We start from the raw sequence: 19,000 nt of genomic DNA, 5'->3' as shown, positions 1-19,000 counted from the left end.
TTCGTCCGGATCCGTGGTGAGCACTGGCCACCGCGTGCTGACGGGCGTGCCGTGGACCGGTCCTGAAGCGGTCAGACCCAACCTGGTCCAGTGCCCCACGCACCGACTGTGCTGCCTCTCCAACCGGTCGTAGGTGACGTAGCAGTGGTCCACTGCAACCCGGGCGGGCGCCGGCATGCCGCCCGCTGCGTAGGCCATCGCGACTACGGCTGCGACGAGCCAGATCCGCGAGGCCGCTCGCCTTACGGTCGCAGGGACGAGAGTGACTGGCATCATGCCCTCTGTCAGTTCTGGCGGGGATTCCCTGGGAGGCTACGCCGCGCAAGGCCCATCCACACGATTCGCTTTGCTCCTCGTGGGCTGCATGCCTGTCTCAGTCCTCATCCAGTCCTCAAGAGGTCGACTTCTGACCGCCGACAGTGAGAGATGTCGAGAGGGGTTTCCGCAGGCCACGCGGGGTTAGGGCAGGTGAGCCCAGGTGGGCAACTTGATCTCGTAATGCGTAGGTCGGTGATGGTCGACCGGCCATTCCTCGTAGGACGGTCGGGTGACGACGAGCGGCCTGCAGGCGACCATGATGTCGGGGTGACCACGGGTAGACGGCCGCCCGGAGGGCCCTGAGCCGGTAACCATCCGTGCCCGCACTCGCGCTTTGCGCCTCGGGGTGGCGATCCCCCTCGCGATCGTCAGTTTTCCGTTCCTGTTGGTGTGGGCATTCAACCTGATCTGGTGGTCACCTGCGCTCACCGGCCCGGGTCCCAACCCGTGCGATCCCGCCGTCGACGGGTGGGGAGCCTGCTGGCGTCCGGAGCAGCGAACCTTCTGGATCGTGGCCGCTGCGGTGGGCCTGCCGGGCGCGGTCTGCCTCGTGATCGCGCTGATCCGGCTTCCCCGAACCCGCCGCTGGTGGCCGTGGCCAATCGCGACAGCGGCGCTCCTCTTCTCCAGCCACCTGGCGCTGACGCAGATCCCCTGACTTCGGGGCCGGGGTTCGAGCCCGTCGGACGCGCGTAGCTAGCCGGCTATGCGTAGGAGCTTGCCCAGGCAGTTGCTGTGGCCAGCGTCCCGCCGCCATACAGCCATTCGTACAGCCAAGACCGCCGGCCAATGCCGACGTGATCCGACAGTGACGGACGGCTCGAGCAGGAGCAGGTTACCGTGACCAGCCATCCGTGATCTTCTTCTAATCCCTAGGCCGCTCCCCGGCCGCCAGCCCACCTCGGTGTTGGCAACCCGTCTCTGATGCTTGGTCGACTATCAACCAAGCCACATCTTGAGGCCGGCGGTCAGCAGGGCACCGACGGTCGCTGCCACTATGGCCGTTGGAAACGCCGTGGTATATGCGACCTTCCGGTCTCGCTTGATATTGGCGCGACGTTCATACAGTTCTCGCCTGGAGAACTGATCAAGCCAGTCGATGCGGGAGTGCCGACGCACGAAGCGGAACACTGCCGCAGTGTCAATCTTTGCGGCGCTCGCTGACAACGCGGCCACGATGGCGGTCAGGAGGGCTCCCGGAACACTCCGCCACTCAAGCGTAAGCCATGTCCAGAGACCAAGCAGAATCAGCCCAACAACTATGCGCTGCGCACGCAGAATAAGCTGCACCTTTCGACCAACGGGCATTGGTCCGCGTTCCGCATGCTCGACCATCCGTCGTATTTCGCCTAAGACTTCTTGCCAGCACTCCTGGCTTGGGGCAATTGTGCTTACGGTCAAGCCATCGGGCGTAATTCTCATGTCGATTCGGCGCCACTGCTGTTGATCGGCGGCGTCCATCTCCGACCATATCTTGAGCTGGCCCACTTCTGCGGCGCTGGTTGTGCTCAGGTCCTGGATCGGCTTATCAGGCAGCAGGTCGCCGTGCTGTCCAATCGGCGCTCCCAGCACATGAATTGGGTCAAATCCCTTGGCTCTGATCCAACTAATTATGTCGTTTATGTCGTCCACGTTGAGGCGCACGGAAGAGGCTTCGAAGCCCCGCTCGTACGTCTGAAGGATGCGCGGACCATGCAGCCAACCCATGCGAGACATCCTGCGCTAACCCCTGCTTCAGATCTACCTTGTGCTCGCACCAGCTTCGGCGGCTTGCGCCGCTCGGGCCACGCACGGGCCACAAGCTAGGTCACTAGAGGCCACATGAGGTCACACGAGGGTCCGTCGAGCAATGCGCAGCGACGGCATCCGGGCCGATCTTGTCGGATTTGCAAGCTGACAGTCTGGGAGCCAGGCGTGGGAGCCACCCGGGCGGACTGGACCGGACGAGACGGGACTGATCGAGTTGCCGAGCCCTTGAGGACCAGGACTAGGCGGACGGCGTCGGACGGCCTGGACATGGTTTTGGGAATCTACGGATCAGATGGTCGTGGGCGTGAGCCGTCTCAGTCCTCATCCAGTCCTCAAGAGGTCGAGCCCTGACCGCTAACGCTGAGAGATGCCGAGAGGGGTTTCCGCAGGCCGGACCGGGTTGGGGCTGGTAGACGATGGTGGGCAACTTGATCTCGTAATGCGTAGGTCGCCGTGCCATCCACTGGCCCATGGTGAGCAACTTGATCTCATAAGTCCTCGGTTGGTGTGGGGATCCGAGCAGCCAGAGCGGCCACGAACAGCCCGAGCTCCTCATCGGTGCAGCCGGCGTTGAGGGGCAGCCATGACCAAGGTGCGATCTGGGCCACCGGCCATGGCGGCGCCGGGTCGTTGTCCAGCGCGGGGACTTCGACGACCGCTTGCATCGTGATCACGGCGCTATTGAACTCGATGTCACCTGCGCCAACATCTGGATATCTCGCTCATCCACATCCGGGCGGCGCGACACGTGCCGACTCCGTGAGGTAAATGACTACACCGACACACTGATCTCGGCCCGGTCGTGTACTCGAAGGCGCCGTACCTACCGGTGCCAGTACACGATCGGTGACGGACCCGGCCGAAGCTGGCGCGCATGCCCAGCGGCACATCAGCGCACGTGATCATGGGTAGCCTTAAGACCGGACAAACGCCAGCTGCGGGCCAGCCGTCGAGGCTGCCGCCGACCGATGGGCGACTGTTCAGGCCACGTCGTAGCAGCGGCGTACACGGTCCAGCCGGCCAACGCGCAGGTCGGCGTCTGGAATCCAGAAGGAGACGTTTACGATCTCGCCCCACGCCGTACCCCGTTCCGCCTCCACCTGCAGAAGGGGCCGGTGCCCTGGCGGGTGGGACGTATCGGTGTCGCAGTAGCCGAGCAGACGATGCCGGGGTGCAGGCAACAACGGCCGAAGCTCCTCCAACAGATCGATCAGCTCGACGATGTGGATGCCCAGCGCCTTATCGGCGTCATCCCGCAGGTTGGGTAGAGACGGCATCAGGGCGGCGTCCAGTGTCAGGCCGGGGATGGTGGCGACCGCTTCTGCTCCGGACCCGGCAGGCAGGTGCAGCACCTGGCAACCGTCGTCGCCGTGCTCGTAGTCGTAGGTCGCGGAAAACTCGTCGTCGTGGAAGAACAGCAGGTACCCCTGGCGTGGGAACGGCCACTCCGCGCCTAGGATCGGGGCCATCTGCGCGCAGTCCACTTGCGCCAGCAACAGCATCGGCGCTTCCCGGTAGACAGGCCACGCGAACGGTCGGGTCCTTGGCGCGCCGCCGATCATGCTGCCGCTCGCTGACGCTTCGGTCCATACGGTAAATCCGACCGATGGCCGCGCCAGAGCAAGGAAGCTGTCCGCAATCTCCGGCACCAGCCGGCGCCTGATGATGGCTTGGACATCAGGGGAAAGATCCATCGCGGCCGAGTCTTCCATAGCTTGAGCCAAGTGGCGCCACCGCAATGTTCTCGGCAAGAGAGCGACTCGCGCGGCCGTTAAGTCTCGGCGCTTGCCGGATTTGACCTTGGGCCACTGCTTATGTTCGGTCGTACCTATCGGGGCACGTTCACCTGTATGCCGACACTGGGCCCACCGCGGGTGCAGGCCCGCACAGTTGAACGTCCTCGCCGGCGGGTCGGGTGCGATAGGCGAGGACGTTCACGGGCTTCTCGTGTAGCGGCACCGGATTGACGCGGTGCGCGGGTGCGACTCAGGCGGCGAGCCCTGCCGCCGCGGACAGCGGCACCTGATCGACGATGCGGCGACTAACCGCGGCAAGGCCAGTACGGGTGGCCAAGCGGTGCACGGCTTGATAGGCGAGTTCGTCAGCCGTCTGCTGGCTGGTCACGCCGGTGAGCAGCCCTTTGGCGAGGGCGTCGGCGAGGCGGGTGTCGATGCGTCCCAGCCGCATGCGCAACGCGTCGACGGTGATGCCGAGGCGGGCGGCGACCGGTTCGATCGCCCGCCGCCCGAGCCGGATGTCGATGTAGGGCTGCTCGTCCTCGCGGTCGAGGATGCCCAGGCCGACGGCCCGTTGGACGAGCAGGTCCGGGTGCCCGTAGGGCACGGTGGGGGTGCGGGGACCGGTGACGTGGTCGACGTTGTCCACCGACGTGTACTCGCCGGCCTGTTGGCGCAGGGCGTAGCCGGCCCGAAACGCCGCCCGGCACAGCGCCGCGTAGGGGGCGTCGCGGGCCAGGTCGACCCGGTCGCGCAGCGCGGCCAGGAAGCCGGTGAGGACCTCCGCGCCGATGTCGTCCGGATCGCCGCCGTAGCCGGCGCTCAGGTGACTGGCATAGCGGCGCAGCGCCGGCATCGCCATGCCGACCGCGGCGACGACCCACGCCGGCCCGTCGAGGCGGGCGCGGCGGATCAACTCCCGCCACACCTCGTCGCGCGCGGTGTAGGCGCGCGGGTGCGCGAGGAGCCAGTCCCGTAGCGCCGGCAGTGTCATGACATCGCCGGGCAGGCCGGTGCCGGGGTCGACCGTGTCAAGGTCGAGTGTCATCGGTGCGGGGTCGCAGGTCAGTGCCGCGAACGCGGCGTCGGCGGCGTCCAACGGCGAGTCGGGCCAGTCGATGTCAGAGGCGGTCATGTCACTCTCCCCACGGCAACAAGATCGTCGATTGGCGCCGTCGTGGTGTCACGGCACCAGGCAGGCGCCGATTACGACACGAGCGACTCACAAGGCCCTCACAGCGCAGGTTGCGCCGCCCCTGACACCGCCGCGCCGATCGATGGCACGATCCCGACCCGATTCCCTGACATCGACTGTGATCGTTGAGAGCGGTATATGACACAGCCCCTGAGCTGCACTGTGACACCGCTACCCGCCATGGCATCGACTCTCCGCGCCCTCGCGGGCGAGGTGTCCGCCCGATTCGTGACGGCCGATGACAACGCAGGCGATGACACTCACAGCCGCTCGCGAGCGCTCACAACGACTAGCGTCCGGTCGGTGGCACGGTCGCAGACCGCAATGTCACACCGGACGCCGTTGATGTCATTGCGGCGTCGACCGCTTTGACGACAGTGCCGTCACCGGGGCGCGTCAGCCCGATGTCATCGGGGACGGTGTCATGACACGGCCGGCGACGATGACCGGTGGTCAATCGACTGATCAGGCGCCTGGCGGCTGAACGGTCGACGCCGGAGCCAGCCGCCGTGCCCAGCACGTCCAGCTAGTGCGGGCGCAGTTCGACAAGTGGATCCCGCGCCGCGAGGGCGGCGGCGACGGGTCATGGCTGTCCGGCCGGAAGTGGCAGTATCAGGTGTGCGTTCACGGGGGCGGGGCATGGCCGGCGAGGTACGGCGTGGCCGTGCTGTCCGATGGTGGGTCTGGGCGGTGCCGGCCATCGTGCTGGTGCTCGTCGCATCGTGCGGGGTTGGCACCTATTTCATGGTCAAGCCGGGCGAATGGCACACGGCGGCAACCGCCCGTTATCCGGACGCGGTCGCCTCTCCCCGGTCCGGGGTGGTCGCCGCGCTGCGTGCCGCACCGTTGATAGTCGAACGGCGGTTGCGGGTCTTCGCCACCGAGCACGATGTGTGGGCCGAACCGTTGACCGCGGCGGATGGGCATCCGCCGTTCTGGTCGTACCACCGGTTTCCGGCGGACGTCACCGGAGTGGTCGCGATTCCGGCACACGGAGCGAACGCGCCGATGGTCGTGGTGAAGTGGTCCGACGGAGCTCTGGCTGGAGTGGACGGGCGAACCGGCACGATCACGTGGCGTGCCACGGTCGAGCGGGACATCGGCGGCGACAGCTACAGCGGCGGTCCGACCGGCGTCGCGACCGTCTACGGTGACAGCCTGATTGAGCTGTTCGCCACCGAGACCCGGCAGCATGCCCCCGTGCTCGTCAGCTCCGGCGAACATTCCCTCGACGCGTTCGAACCCGCGACCGGGCGGCGGCTGTGGCAGGTCGACCTGCCCGGATGTTCCGGAGTGAACTGGACCGGACCGACCGTGGTCGCGGTGGTCCTGGCGTGTGACCGGCCGAAGCAGGTGCAACTGTACGACGCCGAATCCGGACGCGAGCTGACCACGTGGCAACCCACGGCCGGCTCGCCCGCTGCGAACCGATCATGGATCGTTGAGCCCTCCGGTTGTGTGGTGGCGCAGTCCATGTGCGACGGCTTCCACGTCAGCAACGACGGCGGAAGCTGGCGCATCCACCAGGACGGTTCGATAACCGCAGTGTGGCCCCACGACTGGATCGCCGTTGACGTCGGTGACCTGACGCTTGAGTACCTCTCGGTCCGCGACACCGTCCGCGCCGTGTCCCGCCTCGATGGCTCCCCCGTATGGCAGCGATCCTTCGCCGGTACCGTCAGCGACGTCACCGCGGACCGGACCAGCGTGTACGTCGTCACCGACCGCGACGAGTTGTCACGACTCGACCAGCGCACGGGGCAGGCTCAGTCCCACGTTCAACTGCCCGCCGGCGCTCACCGGTCCTTTCACGTGTACGCCACGGACGGCTACGTGGTGATCGACAGGTCCAACTTCGACTTCACGGACCGGAACGCCAAATGGAGGCTGCCCCGGGATGCCCGCCCGGCGCTGCTCGTCGCCACCTAGGAACGCCGTGTGATTGGCAGGGCGGAAAAGCGCCGTCGTCAGGAGCGCTGGCCCAGTGGGAACTGCCAGGGAGCATCGCGGGATTTCCGGCGGTGGCCGCTCGCGCCGCGCCGGGTATCAGTTCGGTCAGGGAACACGGCCAGGCCTCCCACGGTCCCAGCGTGGCGCCCGCGACGTTTCCTCCGCGCCGGACGATCCTGTGCTGCTCGTCGGCCTGGTCCTCAACGCCGTCTGGGGCTGGTCGTGGGCCGACCCGATCGCCGCGCTCGTCATCGCCGGGGTCGCGGTCAAGGAAGGCGTTGAAGCTTGGCGCGGTGAACACTGCGACGACTGCGCATCCCTGCCTGCCGTCGACGCAGCCACCGGCCAAGGCTCGGGCTGCACCGATGGCTGCTGCACCGACCAGACGGCGTAACCCGTGGCTTGGCTCGCGCTGCTGCTCTACCTGCTGGGCCTGCTGCTCGCCTTCGGCTGGCGGACCCTGACCCAATGGCGCCGCATCGGCGACACCGTTCCGCTGTGAAGCGGGGCAACCACGAGGTCGTGAGGCGAGACATCGGGCCTAAGCACCTCATTTCGCGCTGGTTGTGAGCGGCTGTGAGCCGTTGTGAGAACGGGGGGCGTTCGCGAGAGCACACAAACACGGGTTTGAGGGTGTCAGCGCACTGCCCGCGCGGCGCGGAGCCGACACCACATGAGCGAGCACACGCCGCAGCACCAGGCCCCCGCCCGCCCCGTCGACCCAGACCGCTCCGGCACCGACCCGACCCTGACCGATCTCGTGGCCGGCTACACTCCGGTGCCGATCACCGTGTGGCGCACCGCCCGCACCTCCGCCGACGCAGGCCGCAATGTGGGCGCCCGCTTGGCCTACCGCCTCGTGTCCGCCTACAGCCGGCCCGGCGACACTGTCGTCGACTGCACCGACGACCACGCCCTGTCCACCGCCTGCCTCGCCGGGCGGCGCCGGCACCACCCCGGCTGGTTCACCGACGGACCGAACCTCCTCATCGGTCCGGCCAGCGAACCGGCCGAGCCCAACCCCTCTGACGAGCAGCAGCAGTTCGACGACGTGCCGGAGGTGAGCGCCTGGTTCGGTGACGACCTCACCGACCCGGCCGACCCCACTGGGTCGCCGCAGGCGACCGGCCTGCTGGTCGCCTCCTGGCCCCTCGATGCCAACGAGGCCACGAACCGGGTACGCCTGGCGTGCCTGCTGACCGCGGGCGCCCGGCTGCTGCGCCCTGGCGGGTGCCTCGTGCTCATCGTCGCGGTCCCCGCCGGCACCATCGCGACGCCGGAGGACTTCGGCCCTCTCGCCGCCGCAGCGGCGAACGTCGGGCTGGGGTATCTGCAGCACATCGTCGCGGTCACCGCCGACACCGACGCCGACACCTTTGTGTACCACGTCACCGACGCAGAACTCCTCGCCCTCGCCCACGATATGGCCGGGCAGCAGTGGCCGCTCACGCACCACCGCGTCCACGCCGACCTGCTGGTGTTCAGCCCCGCACCGGTCACCCCGCCGCAGCGGCGGCGGAGCCGCGAGGGCGGTGACGGACGTGGCTGAGCACCTCACCACCCACGGACCGGATGAGCCGGTCCGGCCGGAGGGCGCCGGCGGCAGGCACCGCGCCCACGAGGATCGCCGCCGGGAGTACGACGGCCACCACCCGGCGACGACCGGGCCAGAGGGCCTGTCGGTGTGGGTGACCGCCCAGAGCACCGGGCCGGTGCAGCGGCGGGGCCGCTATGTTCCCGAGTCGGTGAAGCACCCGGCCCGGATGCTGCCGGCGATCGCCGCCCATGCCGTCGCCGCCTACACCAACCCCGGGGACCTGGTTCTCGACCCGATGTGCGGCATCGGCACCACCCTCGTCGAGGCCATCCACGCCGGCCGCGACGCCATCGGTGTGGAGTACGAGTCCCGCTGGTCCGACATCGCTGACGCCAACATCACCCACGCCCAGGGCCAAGGGGCGACCGGCCGGGCGGCGGTGATGCGCGGCGACGCGACCCGCATCCTGTCCCTCGTTCCCGCCGCCCTCGTCGGGCAGGTCGCCCTCGTGGTGACCTCGCCGCCGTACGGGCCGACCGTCCATGGCCTGGTCCGCCCCGGCGCGGACGGGGTGGCGAAGTTCGACAACGCCTACAACGACGGCACCGACCGAGGCAACCTCGCCTACCGCGACCTCACCGGCCTCGCCGACGGGTTCGCCCAGATCTTGGCCGGCTGTTACACCCTGCTGCGCCCCGGCGGCGTCGTCGTGGTCACCGCCCGGCCGTGGCGCAAGCACGGCCAGCTGGTCGACCTGCCGTCGGCGGTCATCGGCGCGGGGATCCGCGCCGGCCTGACCCCGGTGGACCGGTGCGTCGCCCTCCTGGCGGCCGTCCGCGACGGGCACCTCGTCGCCCGGCCCAGCTTCTTCCAGCTCCAGCAGGTCCGCCGGGCCCGCACCGCGGGCACCCCGATGCACCTCATCGCACACGAGGACGTCCTCGTGTTCGCCAAGACCCAGCCCGCCAGTGAGCAACGGGCGGGCGGCGAATGAGCGAACCGGCCACACCGGGGGTGATCATCGTGGCCGAACCGCACCGGGTCGAGGACGACCTGGCCGCTGGGGTGCTGGCCTGCGCACGCTGAGGTGGCGTGCTGCGGCCCTGGTCGCATGCGGCGACCGACGGGTGCGCCAGCTCGACGGGTCGACCCAGGCGGTACGGCCCCGCCGGGCCCGGTGCGCCGCTTGCCGGGCCACCTAGGTGCTGCTGCCTGGTTCGCTGCTGCCCCGGCGTGCCGTCGCCACCGAGGTCATCGGCGCGGCACTGCTGGCCAAGGCCCAGGGTCGCGGCTGGCGGCGTATCGCCACCGAGCTTGGCCGCCCGCCGGCCACCGTGCGCCGCTGGCTGCGCGCCGTCCGCGGCCCGCACCTGAGCTGGCTGCGTCGCTGCGGCGTCGAGCGCGCAGCCTCGCTCGACCCGGACTCCCTGGCCGGCCTCGACGTGCAGCCCACCGAACTGGGTGACGCGCTAGCCGGGCTCGCCGCGGCCGTGGTCGCCTGGCGGCGCCGCTTCGCCCGACACGCCGGGGTATGGGCGCTCATCGGTGTGTTCACGGCTGGGCGACTGCTCACCCCAACGTGATCAACAAGCCGGGTTCAGCGGAGCAGTGTGTCCGTGGTCTGACAACATCCATCGACGGACATCACCGGCAGTGTGAGCACCAGGACGTCACCATGAGCACGAACCATCGCCCATTCATGCTCATCTTCAGTGCCGCCTTCGTGTTCATCTTGAACGCCGCGCAACACGCCAACTGGGGCCCGTCCCGCCTGAGCCCCGAACGCAGGAGGCCCGCCCCCGGACCGGGGACGGGCCTCCTGTCTGGCGGAACCGTCAGGCGACGCTCCGCACCACGACGTCACCGCTGCCAATCAGGATGTTCGTGTCGGTCCGGACCTGCACGGTGCCGTAGAGCACCCGACCGTTGGCCGGGGCGGCCTTCGCAGTTACCGAACCGGGCACCGTCCATGAGGCGCCGCTGGGGCGCGGCGCGTTGGCGTCGGTCACCGCCACCGTGCCGAAGGCCGGGTTGGTGAAGACGTCGATGTAGTTGTAGCTGGTCGAGCCGGACGGCACCGAGTAGCCGTCAACGCGTACCTTCCAGGCGCCCGGCGCCGGGTTGGTGATCGTCACAGACTCCTCGGAGTCGCCGTCGGCGCTCAGGCCGGCTTCCACGCAGGTCCCGGACGTGCAGTTGAGAACGTACAGGTCCAGGTCGGCGCCCGGGTCGGAGGTGCCGCCGATGGTGGCTCGCAGCTGGGACGAGCCCGGGGTTACGGTCAGGTCGTACTCCTGGCTCCCTTGGTTGCCGATGGTGAACGGACCCTGCCGGGCGCTGCCCAGCGTGCCGCCGACGGCCCGGCCGGTGAACGAGCCGAGCGTGCTGGTCAGCGAGTACGACCGGGACACCGGCGACTCGGCCGTGGCGGAGGCGATCACGTCTGGGTTGGGGGAGACCGTCGCGCCGAGGACCGAGGCGGTCAGCGTGAACGCCGTCCACTCCGCGTCCGAGGTGCGCCGACCGTCCACGGTGACCTCCCAGACGCCAGCCAGCGGGTTTGAGGTCGTACGGCTGTTCGGCGAGCCGGTGGCGCAGGCGCCCGCGGTCGGGACGAAGCAGGACGTGGACGCGTTGTCGTCGATTGCCACACCGTACGGGTGGTAGCGCAGGAACCGCGCCTGACCGGTGCCCGGCTGACCCGACGGGCCGGTGAAGTCCACCTTCAGCGCCGGGGTGCCCGCCGGAACCTGCAGGTAGTAGCGCAGCGACTGGTTGCGCCCGACCTTGCCGGTGATGGCCACCTGGTGGTTGTCGGCAGCCCGGAAGGTGTACGGCGCGATCACCATGTTCATCGTCTGGTAGTCGACACCGGTGGTCGCCGGGTCGTCCAGCCGCAGGATCGCCGAGTGCGCCCCAGGGGTCGCCGGGTTGACCGTCACGGTGACGGTGACCGGCTTGTTCAGCGGCAGGGCCACTGACGTGCCGGTCGAGAACGTGCCGTCGTTGCCCACCCAGGACAGGTGGTAGGTGATCGCCTTCGACCCACCGCTGGTGCGGGTGAAGGTGTAGGTGCGGGAGTACTCCTTGCCCACCGTGACGCCCTCGCGGTCGTAGATGCCGACGCCGACGCCGGGCTTCGCGAGGAATCCGGAGAGGACGGTGTGCACCGGCACGGAGGAGGTGATGTCGACCGTCTTGATGTTCTTGCGCAGCAGGTCGTACGCCGCCTTCACGTCGATCAGGCCGGCACCCTGCTCGTACGCCCCGATGTCGTCGAGGAAGCGGGCGGACGACGTCATGGCCTGCCGGATCTGAGCTGGCTGGCGCTGGAAGCCCTGCGCCTTGGCAGCGCCGACGAGCAGCGCCCCGGCGCCCGCGGCCTGTGGCGAGGCCATCGAGGTGCCGTTGAACATCGCGTAGCCCGGCGGCAGTGTGTACGTGCCGGGGACCGGCCCGCCCGGCTGCCAGGTGGGGATGGTCGAGATGGCCGAACCGGGGGCGACGACGCTGGGTTTGAAACCGCCGTCTTCGCGGGGCCCGCGCGAGCTGTAGTAGTGCAGGTTGTCCTCGTACGGCGAGCTGGAGCCGTAATTGGCCCGCCAGGTGGCGTCGGTGATGTACGACCCGACGCTCATCACCTTGTCGGCCACCGACGGGTCGCCGACCGTGTTGGTGCCCGGCCCGCTGTTCCCGGCCGAGATGAACATCTGCACGTTGTACTGCTCGATGAGGCGGTTGTAGAGCAGCGCCCGCGTGTTGTTGCCGTCGTTCAACGAGGGAAGCCCGCCGATCGACATGTTGATGACGTCCACGTTCGCCTGCTTGGCGGCGTAGATCATGCCCTCCGTGAGGGCGTGCGAGGTGCAGCCGCCGACGAACATGCAGACCCGGACGGAGACCACCTTGGCGCCCGGAGCGGCGCCGGTCATCGCCCCACCGAACAGGCCGTTGCCGGCGGTGATGCCGGCAACGTGCGAGCCGTGCGCACCGGAGACGATGCCGATGTTGACGAACTTGCCCTTGCCGTCGACCTGCACGACGAACGGCATCGACTCGGCGATCGGGGTCGCCGGGTTGTCCGTGCCGAACTTGCCGACGTCGTAGCGGACCTTGTAGTCAGCCATCGGGGTCTGGTCCGCGAACGAGCCGTTCTGGTTGGTGTCAACCCAGACGGTCTTGTCGCCGTCCCAGAGCACGCCGAAAAGGCCACTGCTGCCGGCGGGGTTGCCGTCGCGGTTGACGTCGTTGCCCACCTCGCCGCCGAGAGCGGCGACCCGCTCGTTGAAGACGCCGAAACGGTAGGAGCCGGAGCCCGGCGCGGTCCAGGTGCGGCCGTCCACGGCGAAGCTGGGCCCGGAGACGTTCTTCGCCATGCTGATCCAGGTCGGATCGCCGTCCGCGGTCGGGGAGGTCGCCGTGACCCAGTCGACGACCTTCCGCTCATCGGTTGTCGTCGTCTGCAGCGCCGGGTGCGCCAGGTCGACGCCCGTGTCCATGATGCCCACGGTGACGCCGCGACCGTCGAGCGTGGGGTGCTCGGCCACGAACTGCGCCGCCCCCATGTCGCCGATCGGCATGTACGGGTTGGCGGCCGGGGTGTTGGCACCGGGCGCGGGCTGGGGGGCCGGCGCCTGGGACGCGTCCGGGCTCGGGTCGGGCACCGGGACGGCTGCGTCGATCTCCACGGTCTGCACGCCGCTGAGCTGCGGGATCCGGTCGGCCCGATCGACGGCCACGTCGGCGCGCAGGTAGCCGAGGTCATCGTCGCGGTAGGCGACGGCCGCGCCAAGGTCGGCGAGGCCGGCGGCCACCGCTGCGGCCTGACCGTCCGCGGCCCCGACCAGCACGGTGACGTCCTTGTCGCCAGCGGACCGGGCCTCGGTCAACCGCTCCTGGTCAGTAGGGGTCCAGCCGGTAGCGCCGCCCTTCAGGACTGCGGTGGACGGCTCGGCGTTGGCGGGGCTGCCGACGGACGCCACGGTCAGGGCCCCGGCGGTCAGCACCGACGCGAGGATCGCGGCAGATGTCCGACCGCGTCTGATGGGGGTTCTACTCAACGTCTCTTCCTCCGAGGGGAGAGCGAGGGGAGGGCGGGTGCCCGGCAGGGGCGGGGCGTCGCTGACGCCGCCGTCACTGGACCAGCGACCGATATGACGGGTCCGTTACATCGAACGGGCCGCCACGTAACAGTGACGTGGATAATTGCCCGGCGGCAACCAAAACGGACATAGCCGGGCGTCGATCAGCCACAACCGACCAGCCGCTCGGTCACCTGGGCCGGACGAACGGCAGGATCGCACCCCGGGCATCGGGAACAGGCTCCTGCGCCGTTGCCAGCGGAGGATGAGCCTCGCGTCCCCTACGCCGCACCTACGCGGCGTGATGGGTCCTCGTTCATGAGCCCACAGCGGACGGCGGCGTCTCGCTCGTTCGGCGTGGTGACGGCGTATCTCCTTGGTGGGAAGCTGCGATCGACCGAATCCGGCTCGCTGCTCAGTGAGAGCTGCGTTCGGGCGCCGCGAAGTTCTTGTTCATCACGCCGGAACAGCTCAGTTCGCCGCAGCGGCTGGCCGAGGTCCGCGCGCTACACCCGGCGTTGGTGGCGGTTGACGAGGCGCACTGCATCTCGTCGTGGGGGCACGATTTCCGCCCTGACTATCTCGCTATCGGCCATCTGATCCGCGGCTTGGGCCGCCCGCCGGTTGTGGCGCTGACCGCCACGGCATCGCCGCCGGTGCGCGAGGCAGCGCCATCGCCCACGGCGATCTCTGGGCGACGCTCAACGTGGTCAGCCGGGAGGAGATCCCGGGTGCTGCGCCCGGCCTGGTGGGCATGCGAATCACAGCGAACGTCGAGACCCTGTCGTTTGCTGTGCGGCTCGCCGTAGACGTGACCGACGCCGGCTGGCGTCTGCACGACGAGCGCTCGCGCCGCGGTGGGACGTAGCGCGCGGGGGAGTAGTGGCGGCGAATCCAGGCCGTCGCCAGGCCGTCAGAGGCTGATCGTGAGCGACCATTGACGACCACTTGTGACGACGTTTACCCAGGTAAGAAGGCGTGGCCGGCCCGAATGCCAGGCCGGCCGGGGTCCCCTTATCTGTAGTTGGTGTACTGCTGGCCCGCCGGATGCAGGGTGTAGCAGCGCCTGTAGCAACGATGACGGACGACGGCGCACGATCACGTGCTCCCGGAGGGCCGGACGGGGCGGGCCGGCCGCGGGTGGACGCAGTCGGAAGGTTGCCCAGAACTTACAAACGAGGAGTCGGAGGTGGTGTCGAGCTGCCGCCGCGCACCGACGATGAGGACCAGGTCCAGGCCGTCATCAGGCCGTCAAGGCAGACCGAGGGCGACCAATGATGACCGCCAGCGCCAACTGTTCCCGCAGCTCAGAGCCCGGATCGGGACCCTTCGCCTATAGGCCGGTGGTCCGGCGACAGTTCAACGCCAAGTGGCATCAGGATCGAGGCCAACGCCAGGCGGGGACACCGAACATCGCCTGATCTTGGCTAGGGTGCTTCGAATGGAACCCTCCACCGTCGATCCAGGCGTCCCGCTTAGGAGCCTGTGCTGCTGCCTCACGCTGTTCGTCGGCGGCCCACTTCTCATCCTGCTAAGCCGTGTTGGCCAGAAGAAGAGTCGTCCGTCTAGCCGCCCGGGTCAGGACGCGACGCGAGCCGACGACAGCCGACGTTCGGGCGGGTGACCAATTGAGTGACGATCGCGACGGACGCCCGCGGGCGGCGGCCGACTCCAATCGCGCGGGTAGAGGGCTGACGCGGCAGCAGCTTCGCCAGCGTGGCCAGAACCATCCTGTCGGTGGACGCGGAGCGCGGCCGCGCGACCTGGCGGCATAACACCATCAACTGGTGCCGCAGCACGGCGAGCTCCACATCCTTGGCATCCGGTGTCGGACCCAGCCCGACCAGATCAAAAACCCGCCGGACGATCAGAAACGCCAGTGTGCGAACCACTATGACCGACAGCCTGCCAGGAAGACTTCGCCCCAGGCCACAGCCCCGACCGTCAGATGGCACCCTTCAGGGTGCCGCCGCCGTAGCGCTGCAACGCCAGCCGCGACGTAAGGCCGCGGAGCCCTCCCTGTGTGATGAACACGCTGCGCTGGCTTTCGGTCAGGAACTCCGGCCCGGCCGGGTTGTTGCTCAGCGCCAGCGCCAACTGCGGCCCGCCCCGCCTGAGCCCCAAACGCAGGAGGCCCGGTCCGGAACCGGGACGGGCCTCCTGTCGTTGTGTGGGACCTGTCAGTTGACCTTCTCCACGACGATGTCGCCGCTGCCGATGAGGATGTTCGTGTCGGTCCGCACCTGGACGGTGCCATAGAGCACCCGGCCGATCTCCGGGGCGACCTTGCGGTCACCGAGCCGGGTACCTCCCACGACATGCCGCTGGGGCGCGGCGCGGTGGCGTCGGTCACCGCCACCGACCCGAAGGCCGGGTTGGTGAAGACGTCAACGTAGTTGAAGGTGGTCGAGCCCGCGGGCACGGCGAATCCCTCGACGCGCACCTTCCAGGCGCCCGGCGCCGGGTTGGCGAGTGTGACCGACTCCTCGGAGTCGCCGTCGGCGCTCCGCCCGGCCTCCACACAGGTCCCGGACGTGCAATTGAGCACGTACAGGTCCAGGTCGGCCGCCGGGTCGTAAGGCGCTCCACCTTGTCCCCGTCTGGGGAGGCTGAACGGTCTACGACTGCCCGACGAGGAGATCCTCCAGGACCGCCCGACGGTATACCTGTTCTACCCTCGGCGGATGCCCCAGCAAGTCTTTGCCCGCATCGCCGTAGTCGGCACGGTGCTGGTCGGTGTTCTGGTGCTGTGTGGCCTCGCCGTCCAGCAACTGGGCGAGCCGATCGAGAGCCCGGGCGCACGGGCGATCGAGTGCACGGATGCCGATCACCGGTTGGCCGAGCAGTTGGCACGAGACCGGGTGCTGACCTCTCCTCCATCCGGCACCACCCTCGACCGCATCGATCAGGCCCCGTGCGGGGGTGAAAGCGACGATTGGGGGCGCGTTTCGGCGGACATCAGCTTGCCGCCGGGCACATCGATGGAACCGGTCATTGACCACTACCGCACCTTGTTGACGGAAGGTCATTGGAGGATCGCGCCGGTGCCAGGATCGGGGAATCTGTTCTGCACTGACCGCGTGACGAACGGGCAACAGGTCCGTCTACTCCTTGGGTATGGGCGTGTTCCGCCAGGTCCACACACCTACGGCGAGATTGACATCGACATCAGCTTTCTGCCCGGTGGAGAGGACTTTCACTGCCACAGCTGACGGGGTGACCCAGCTACGGATCAGGCAGCGGCTTGGGCCATCCACGGGCCACGAGCCGGTGTCATCAGGGGTCAAACCAGGCCACCGGAGACCATGTCGATGAGGGGAAACACCGCACGTCGGAGCCATCTTGTCCAATTCCCAAGCTCACGTTCCGTCCGACCAGGCGTGCCCGTCGCCTGCCCGTTGGGAGGGGAGCCGAGGGTCAACGGCGGTCAGCTCCTGGACGTGGCGGCCGGCATGGCGGCGCAGGTCAGGCCAGGTCAGTGAGGCGCGACTACCGGCCGTGTCCACACTTCCTAAACCGCGTGATGGGACTTTCGGAGCAGGTCGTGCTGCACGGTTACGGTCGGTTCCAGCTTTGGAACATGTCTGCGTAGGGGTCGGGCTCGCCCGTGATGGGATCGAGGCCGGCTAGGAAGCGACGGTCCTGTTCACGCCAGTGCACGAAAGGCTCGATGCGGCCCCACAGGGAAACATCGCTGAGCGGGCACTTGTCAAACTCGGCAAGCAACAGTCGCCTGACAAACTCCGCCATCCTGCATTCAAAAAGCGCGAAGCTCGGCTCGCCCCATGACACGTGGCGTCGCCACACCACCACCGGCCACTGGTCGGGATCCGAGCCGGTCATCAGCCAGCCCAGTAGGTCGGGGTTGCTGCAGCCAACGCCCCAGGCCAGTACGGCATCCACCCCAAGCCCTGTCCCTGCTACCCCGCCCTCCTCTTCCCAGTAGTGGCGCAAGTTCGGAGTCTCGCCAGCGATCGTCCCACCGCCCCACACCGAGTCGACGGGCAGCGGTAGCAGGATGCTTAGCCCGTTGCCGATGGTTCCACCGCCGTAGACAGCCATGAAGGCGCAATAGTCGGCCGGTAGACGCGCACCCAACTGCGCCTCGACGGCGTCCCAATCCACTTCTTCGTCGGCGCCGTATTTCGGCGGCATGATCTTGGTGAGCGCATCGACGTGAGTAGCAGTCAAGACTTCTACCCCTCCTTGGTCGTGGCGCGATCCTAATGATCGAGACTGACAGAGCGACCTTGACGAGCCGCCTGGACGATTTCAAGCCGACATTGGGAGCCAATGCCGATGGCGTCTGGCGCGTCGATCTTCCGCCTTGCTCCGCGGTCGTCGGACATCCTGGCGGCACGGTTCAAACCAGCGGATCGGATTGCGGGGGTGACATGCGAGGCAGAATGAGGCAGATGAGCGCCGGAAGACCGGGTGGGCGTGCGGTGCGTACGGCGGTCATGCCGGTCGTCGTGCTGGCCGTGATCATGCTCGGCGGGTGTGGCCGGATCGCGGCGCTCGCGGAGCCGGTGTCCGTGTTCCATCCGGTCTGGGCCGCCGACGGTTGGGTCTACTACCTGCGAGAGGTGTCCTCGGAAGGCGCCGAAGTGTGGCGGCAGCGGCACGACGAGGGAAATGAGGAACTCGTCCTGGGCCGTGACGCACTGGCACCCGTCTGCGCGAAGGCGCATTTCAGCTTCCTCTTCGGGGGCGCCGGAAGCGACGTCGGGCTGGGGGTTGAGTGTGACGGTGGCGGCCGTACGGAGCTGCTCAGCTACACCGCGAACGACGAGAAGCTCGAGCCTCGGGCATCACTGCCCTTCCTCGGCGGCGCGGTACTCGTCAACGGTGACAGCGGGTATGTGGAGGTGCCCCGTAGGTGCGGCTTTGGAATCCAGCCTGTCATCGACGGCACGGTGAGAGACTTCCCGTCTTCGGTGACGGTCGAGGGGAAGACCTTCAACGTCAGTGGTGGCGACTCCAACTGCCGATCGGTGGCGCTGGTGCGGTCGCCGGCAGCTGTGGAGGATCGGCTGTTCTTCATGGCGGCACCGGATTCCCTCGGCAGGTTGCCGAGGGGCGTCGGTGAGGATCTGGAGGACTTCACCTGGCGCCTGACGGAGTGGAACGTGAAGTCGGGCTCGGTCAGGATCCTCACCGAAATTCCGGGCATTGCCGACCTGGCGGTGTCGCCAGACCGTCGGTCGGTGATTGCCGCCGTCGGGTCGCCCGAGGACAAGGCCGGGGTCTGGTCGGTCGACGTCGGGACCGGGGAGAAGACAAGGATCGTCGACGACGAGGAGGCGTATCACCCGAGCTTTTCGCCTGACGGGAAGTGGCTCGTGTACGTGGAGAAGCTCAGGCATCTAAAGTTCCGCACTGCTTCTGGCCACGCGCTCAGATGAACACCGACAAGGCCTGGTGCTGGCGGCGT

At 68.2% G+C, this 19,000-nt stretch carries 16 protein-coding genes and 2 pseudogenes; 9 read left to right on the top strand and 9 right to left on the bottom strand.

Translation table 11 applies throughout. From position 1 onward, the window contains the following. Positions 1 to 652: 652 nt before the first annotated feature. Complete coding sequence (locus OG470_RS06210) at positions 653 to 976, top strand: hypothetical protein (protein ID WP_328421639.1); 324 nt, start codon at positions 653 to 655, stop codon at positions 974 to 976. 281 nt (positions 977 to 1,257) lie between these two features. Here OG470_RS06210 and OG470_RS06205 read toward each other — a convergent pair whose 3' ends face one another. From OG470_RS06205 to OG470_RS06190, 4 genes are all read right to left on the bottom strand, one after another. Beyond that, positions 1,258 to 2,025, bottom strand: a complete 768-nt coding sequence (locus OG470_RS06205) for a hypothetical protein (RefSeq protein WP_328421637.1) — start codon at positions 2,023 to 2,025, stop codon at positions 1,258 to 1,260. Positions 2,026 to 2,555: 530 nt separating this feature from the next. Then, positions 2,556 to 2,741, bottom strand: a complete 186-nt coding sequence (locus OG470_RS06200; RefSeq protein WP_328421635.1) for a hypothetical protein — start codon at positions 2,739 to 2,741, stop codon at positions 2,556 to 2,558. Between the two features lie 306 nt (positions 2,742 to 3,047). Continuing rightward, on the bottom strand, positions 3,048 to 3,779 hold the full coding sequence (locus OG470_RS06195; RefSeq protein WP_328421633.1) for a DUF1963 domain-containing protein: 732 nt from the start codon (positions 3,777 to 3,779) through the stop codon (positions 3,048 to 3,050). Between the two features lie 274 nt (positions 3,780 to 4,053). Further along, entirely contained in the window at positions 4,054 to 4,938 is an 885-nt protein-coding gene (locus tag OG470_RS06190; protein WP_328421631.1) for a hypothetical protein, read from the bottom strand. Between the two features lie 645 nt (positions 4,939 to 5,583). Here OG470_RS06190 and OG470_RS06185 point away from each other — a divergent pair. The 5 genes and pseudogenes from OG470_RS06185 to OG470_RS06165 all read left to right on the top strand — a co-directional run bounded on the left by OG470_RS06185 (position 5,584) and on the right by OG470_RS06165 (position 10,068). Further along, positions 5,584 to 6,927 (top strand): outer membrane protein assembly factor BamB family protein, encoded by a 1,344-nt coding sequence (locus tag OG470_RS06185; RefSeq protein ID WP_328421629.1) that lies wholly within the window; start codon positions 5,584 to 5,586, stop codon positions 6,925 to 6,927. A gap of 199 nt (positions 6,928 to 7,126) precedes the next feature. Further along, positions 7,127 to 7,342 (top strand): annotated as a pseudogene (locus OG470_RS06180) (hypothetical protein); the annotation flags it as partial. Positions 7,343 to 7,621: 279 nt separating this feature from the next. After that, entirely contained in the window at positions 7,622 to 8,497 is an 876-nt protein-coding gene (locus OG470_RS06175; RefSeq protein ID WP_328421627.1) for a hypothetical protein, read from the top strand. Then, positions 8,481 to 9,479 (top strand): TRM11 family SAM-dependent methyltransferase, encoded by a 999-nt coding sequence (locus tag OG470_RS06170; protein WP_442931053.1) that lies wholly within the window; start codon positions 8,481 to 8,483, stop codon positions 9,477 to 9,479. The genes OG470_RS06175 and OG470_RS06170 overlap by 17 nt, the downstream gene beginning before the upstream one ends. A 208-nt stretch (positions 9,480 to 9,687) precedes the next feature. Further along, positions 9,688 to 10,068, top strand: coding sequence for a helix-turn-helix domain-containing protein (locus OG470_RS06165; protein WP_328421623.1), 381 nt, complete (start codon positions 9,688 to 9,690; stop codon positions 10,066 to 10,068). Positions 10,069 to 10,320: 252 nt separating this feature from the next. Here OG470_RS06165 and OG470_RS06160 read toward each other — a convergent pair whose 3' ends face one another. Further along, entirely contained in the window at positions 10,321 to 13,491 is a 3,171-nt protein-coding gene (locus OG470_RS06160) for a S8 family serine peptidase (RefSeq protein ID WP_328421621.1), read from the bottom strand. Between the two features lie 497 nt (positions 13,492 to 13,988). Between OG470_RS06160 and OG470_RS06155 the strand changes: the two are divergent. Continuing rightward, positions 13,989 to 14,231, top strand: a pseudogene (locus OG470_RS06155) (DEAD/DEAH box helicase); the annotation flags it as partial. A gap of 900 nt (positions 14,232 to 15,131) precedes the next feature. Here the strand turns inward: OG470_RS06155 and OG470_RS06150 are convergent. From OG470_RS06150 to OG470_RS06140, 3 genes are all read right to left on the bottom strand, one after another. Further along, positions 15,132 to 15,458, bottom strand: a complete 327-nt coding sequence (locus OG470_RS06150) for a hypothetical protein (protein ID WP_328421619.1) — start codon at positions 15,456 to 15,458, stop codon at positions 15,132 to 15,134. 52 nt (positions 15,459 to 15,510) lie between these two features. Then, positions 15,511 to 15,663, bottom strand: coding sequence for a hypothetical protein (locus OG470_RS06145; protein ID WP_328421617.1), 153 nt, complete (start codon positions 15,661 to 15,663; stop codon positions 15,511 to 15,513). Positions 15,664 to 15,746: 83 nt separating this feature from the next. Continuing rightward, the gene (locus tag OG470_RS06140; protein ID WP_328421615.1) at positions 15,747 to 15,881 is read right to left on the bottom strand and encodes a hypothetical protein; all 135 of its coding nucleotides are present in this window, start codon (positions 15,879 to 15,881) and stop codon (positions 15,747 to 15,749) included. A gap of 369 nt (positions 15,882 to 16,250) precedes the next feature. On the opposite strand from OG470_RS06140, the gene OG470_RS06135 reads away from it, so the two are divergent. Continuing rightward, positions 16,251 to 16,778, top strand: a complete 528-nt coding sequence (locus OG470_RS06135; RefSeq protein WP_328421614.1) for a hypothetical protein — start codon at positions 16,251 to 16,253, stop codon at positions 16,776 to 16,778. Positions 16,779 to 17,121: 343 nt separating this feature from the next. On the opposite strand, the gene OG470_RS06130 is transcribed toward OG470_RS06135, so the two are convergent. Next, on the bottom strand, positions 17,122 to 17,757 hold the full coding sequence (locus OG470_RS06130) for an SMI1/KNR4 family protein (RefSeq protein WP_328421612.1): 636 nt from the start codon (positions 17,755 to 17,757) through the stop codon (positions 17,122 to 17,124). 269 nt (positions 17,758 to 18,026) lie between these two features. Between OG470_RS06130 and OG470_RS06125 the strand changes: the two genes are divergently transcribed. Beyond that, on the top strand, positions 18,027 to 18,971 hold the full coding sequence (locus tag OG470_RS06125; protein ID WP_328421610.1) for a TolB family protein: 945 nt from the start codon (positions 18,027 to 18,029) through the stop codon (positions 18,969 to 18,971). Positions 18,972 to 19,000: the final 29 nt, after the last annotated feature.

It is taken from the genome of Micromonospora sp. NBC_00389 (assembly GCF_036059255.1).
GTDB lineage: Bacteria > Actinomycetota > Actinomycetes > Mycobacteriales > Micromonosporaceae > Micromonospora.
The sequence above is the reverse complement of the archived record's forward strand: the minus strand, read 5'-3'. Positions and strand labels throughout refer to the sequence as shown.

Excerpts from the sequence above, each read along its gene's own strand:
- OG470_RS06205 (WP_328421637.1), bottom strand. The coding sequence starts at position 2,025 with ATGGGTTGGCTGCATGGTCCGCGCATCCTTCAGACGTACGAGCGGGGC.
- OG470_RS06195 (WP_328421633.1), bottom strand. The coding sequence starts at position 3,779 with ATGGAAGACTCGGCCGCGATGGATCTTTCCCCTGATGTCCAAGCCATC.
- OG470_RS06190 (WP_328421631.1), bottom strand. The coding sequence starts at position 4,938 with ATGACCGCCTCTGACATCGACTGGCCCGACTCGCCGTTGGACGCCGCC.
- OG470_RS06185 (WP_328421629.1), top strand. The coding sequence starts at position 5,584 with ATGGCTGTCCGGCCGGAAGTGGCAGTATCAGGTGTGCGTTCACGGGGG.
- OG470_RS06175 (WP_328421627.1), top strand. The coding sequence starts at position 7,622 with ATGAGCGAGCACACGCCGCAGCACCAGGCCCCCGCCCGCCCCGTCGAC.
- OG470_RS06135 (WP_328421614.1), top strand. The coding sequence starts at position 16,251 with ATGCCCCAGCAAGTCTTTGCCCGCATCGCCGTAGTCGGCACGGTGCTG.
- OG470_RS06125 (WP_328421610.1), top strand. The coding sequence starts at position 18,027 with ATGCCGGTCGTCGTGCTGGCCGTGATCATGCTCGGCGGGTGTGGCCGG.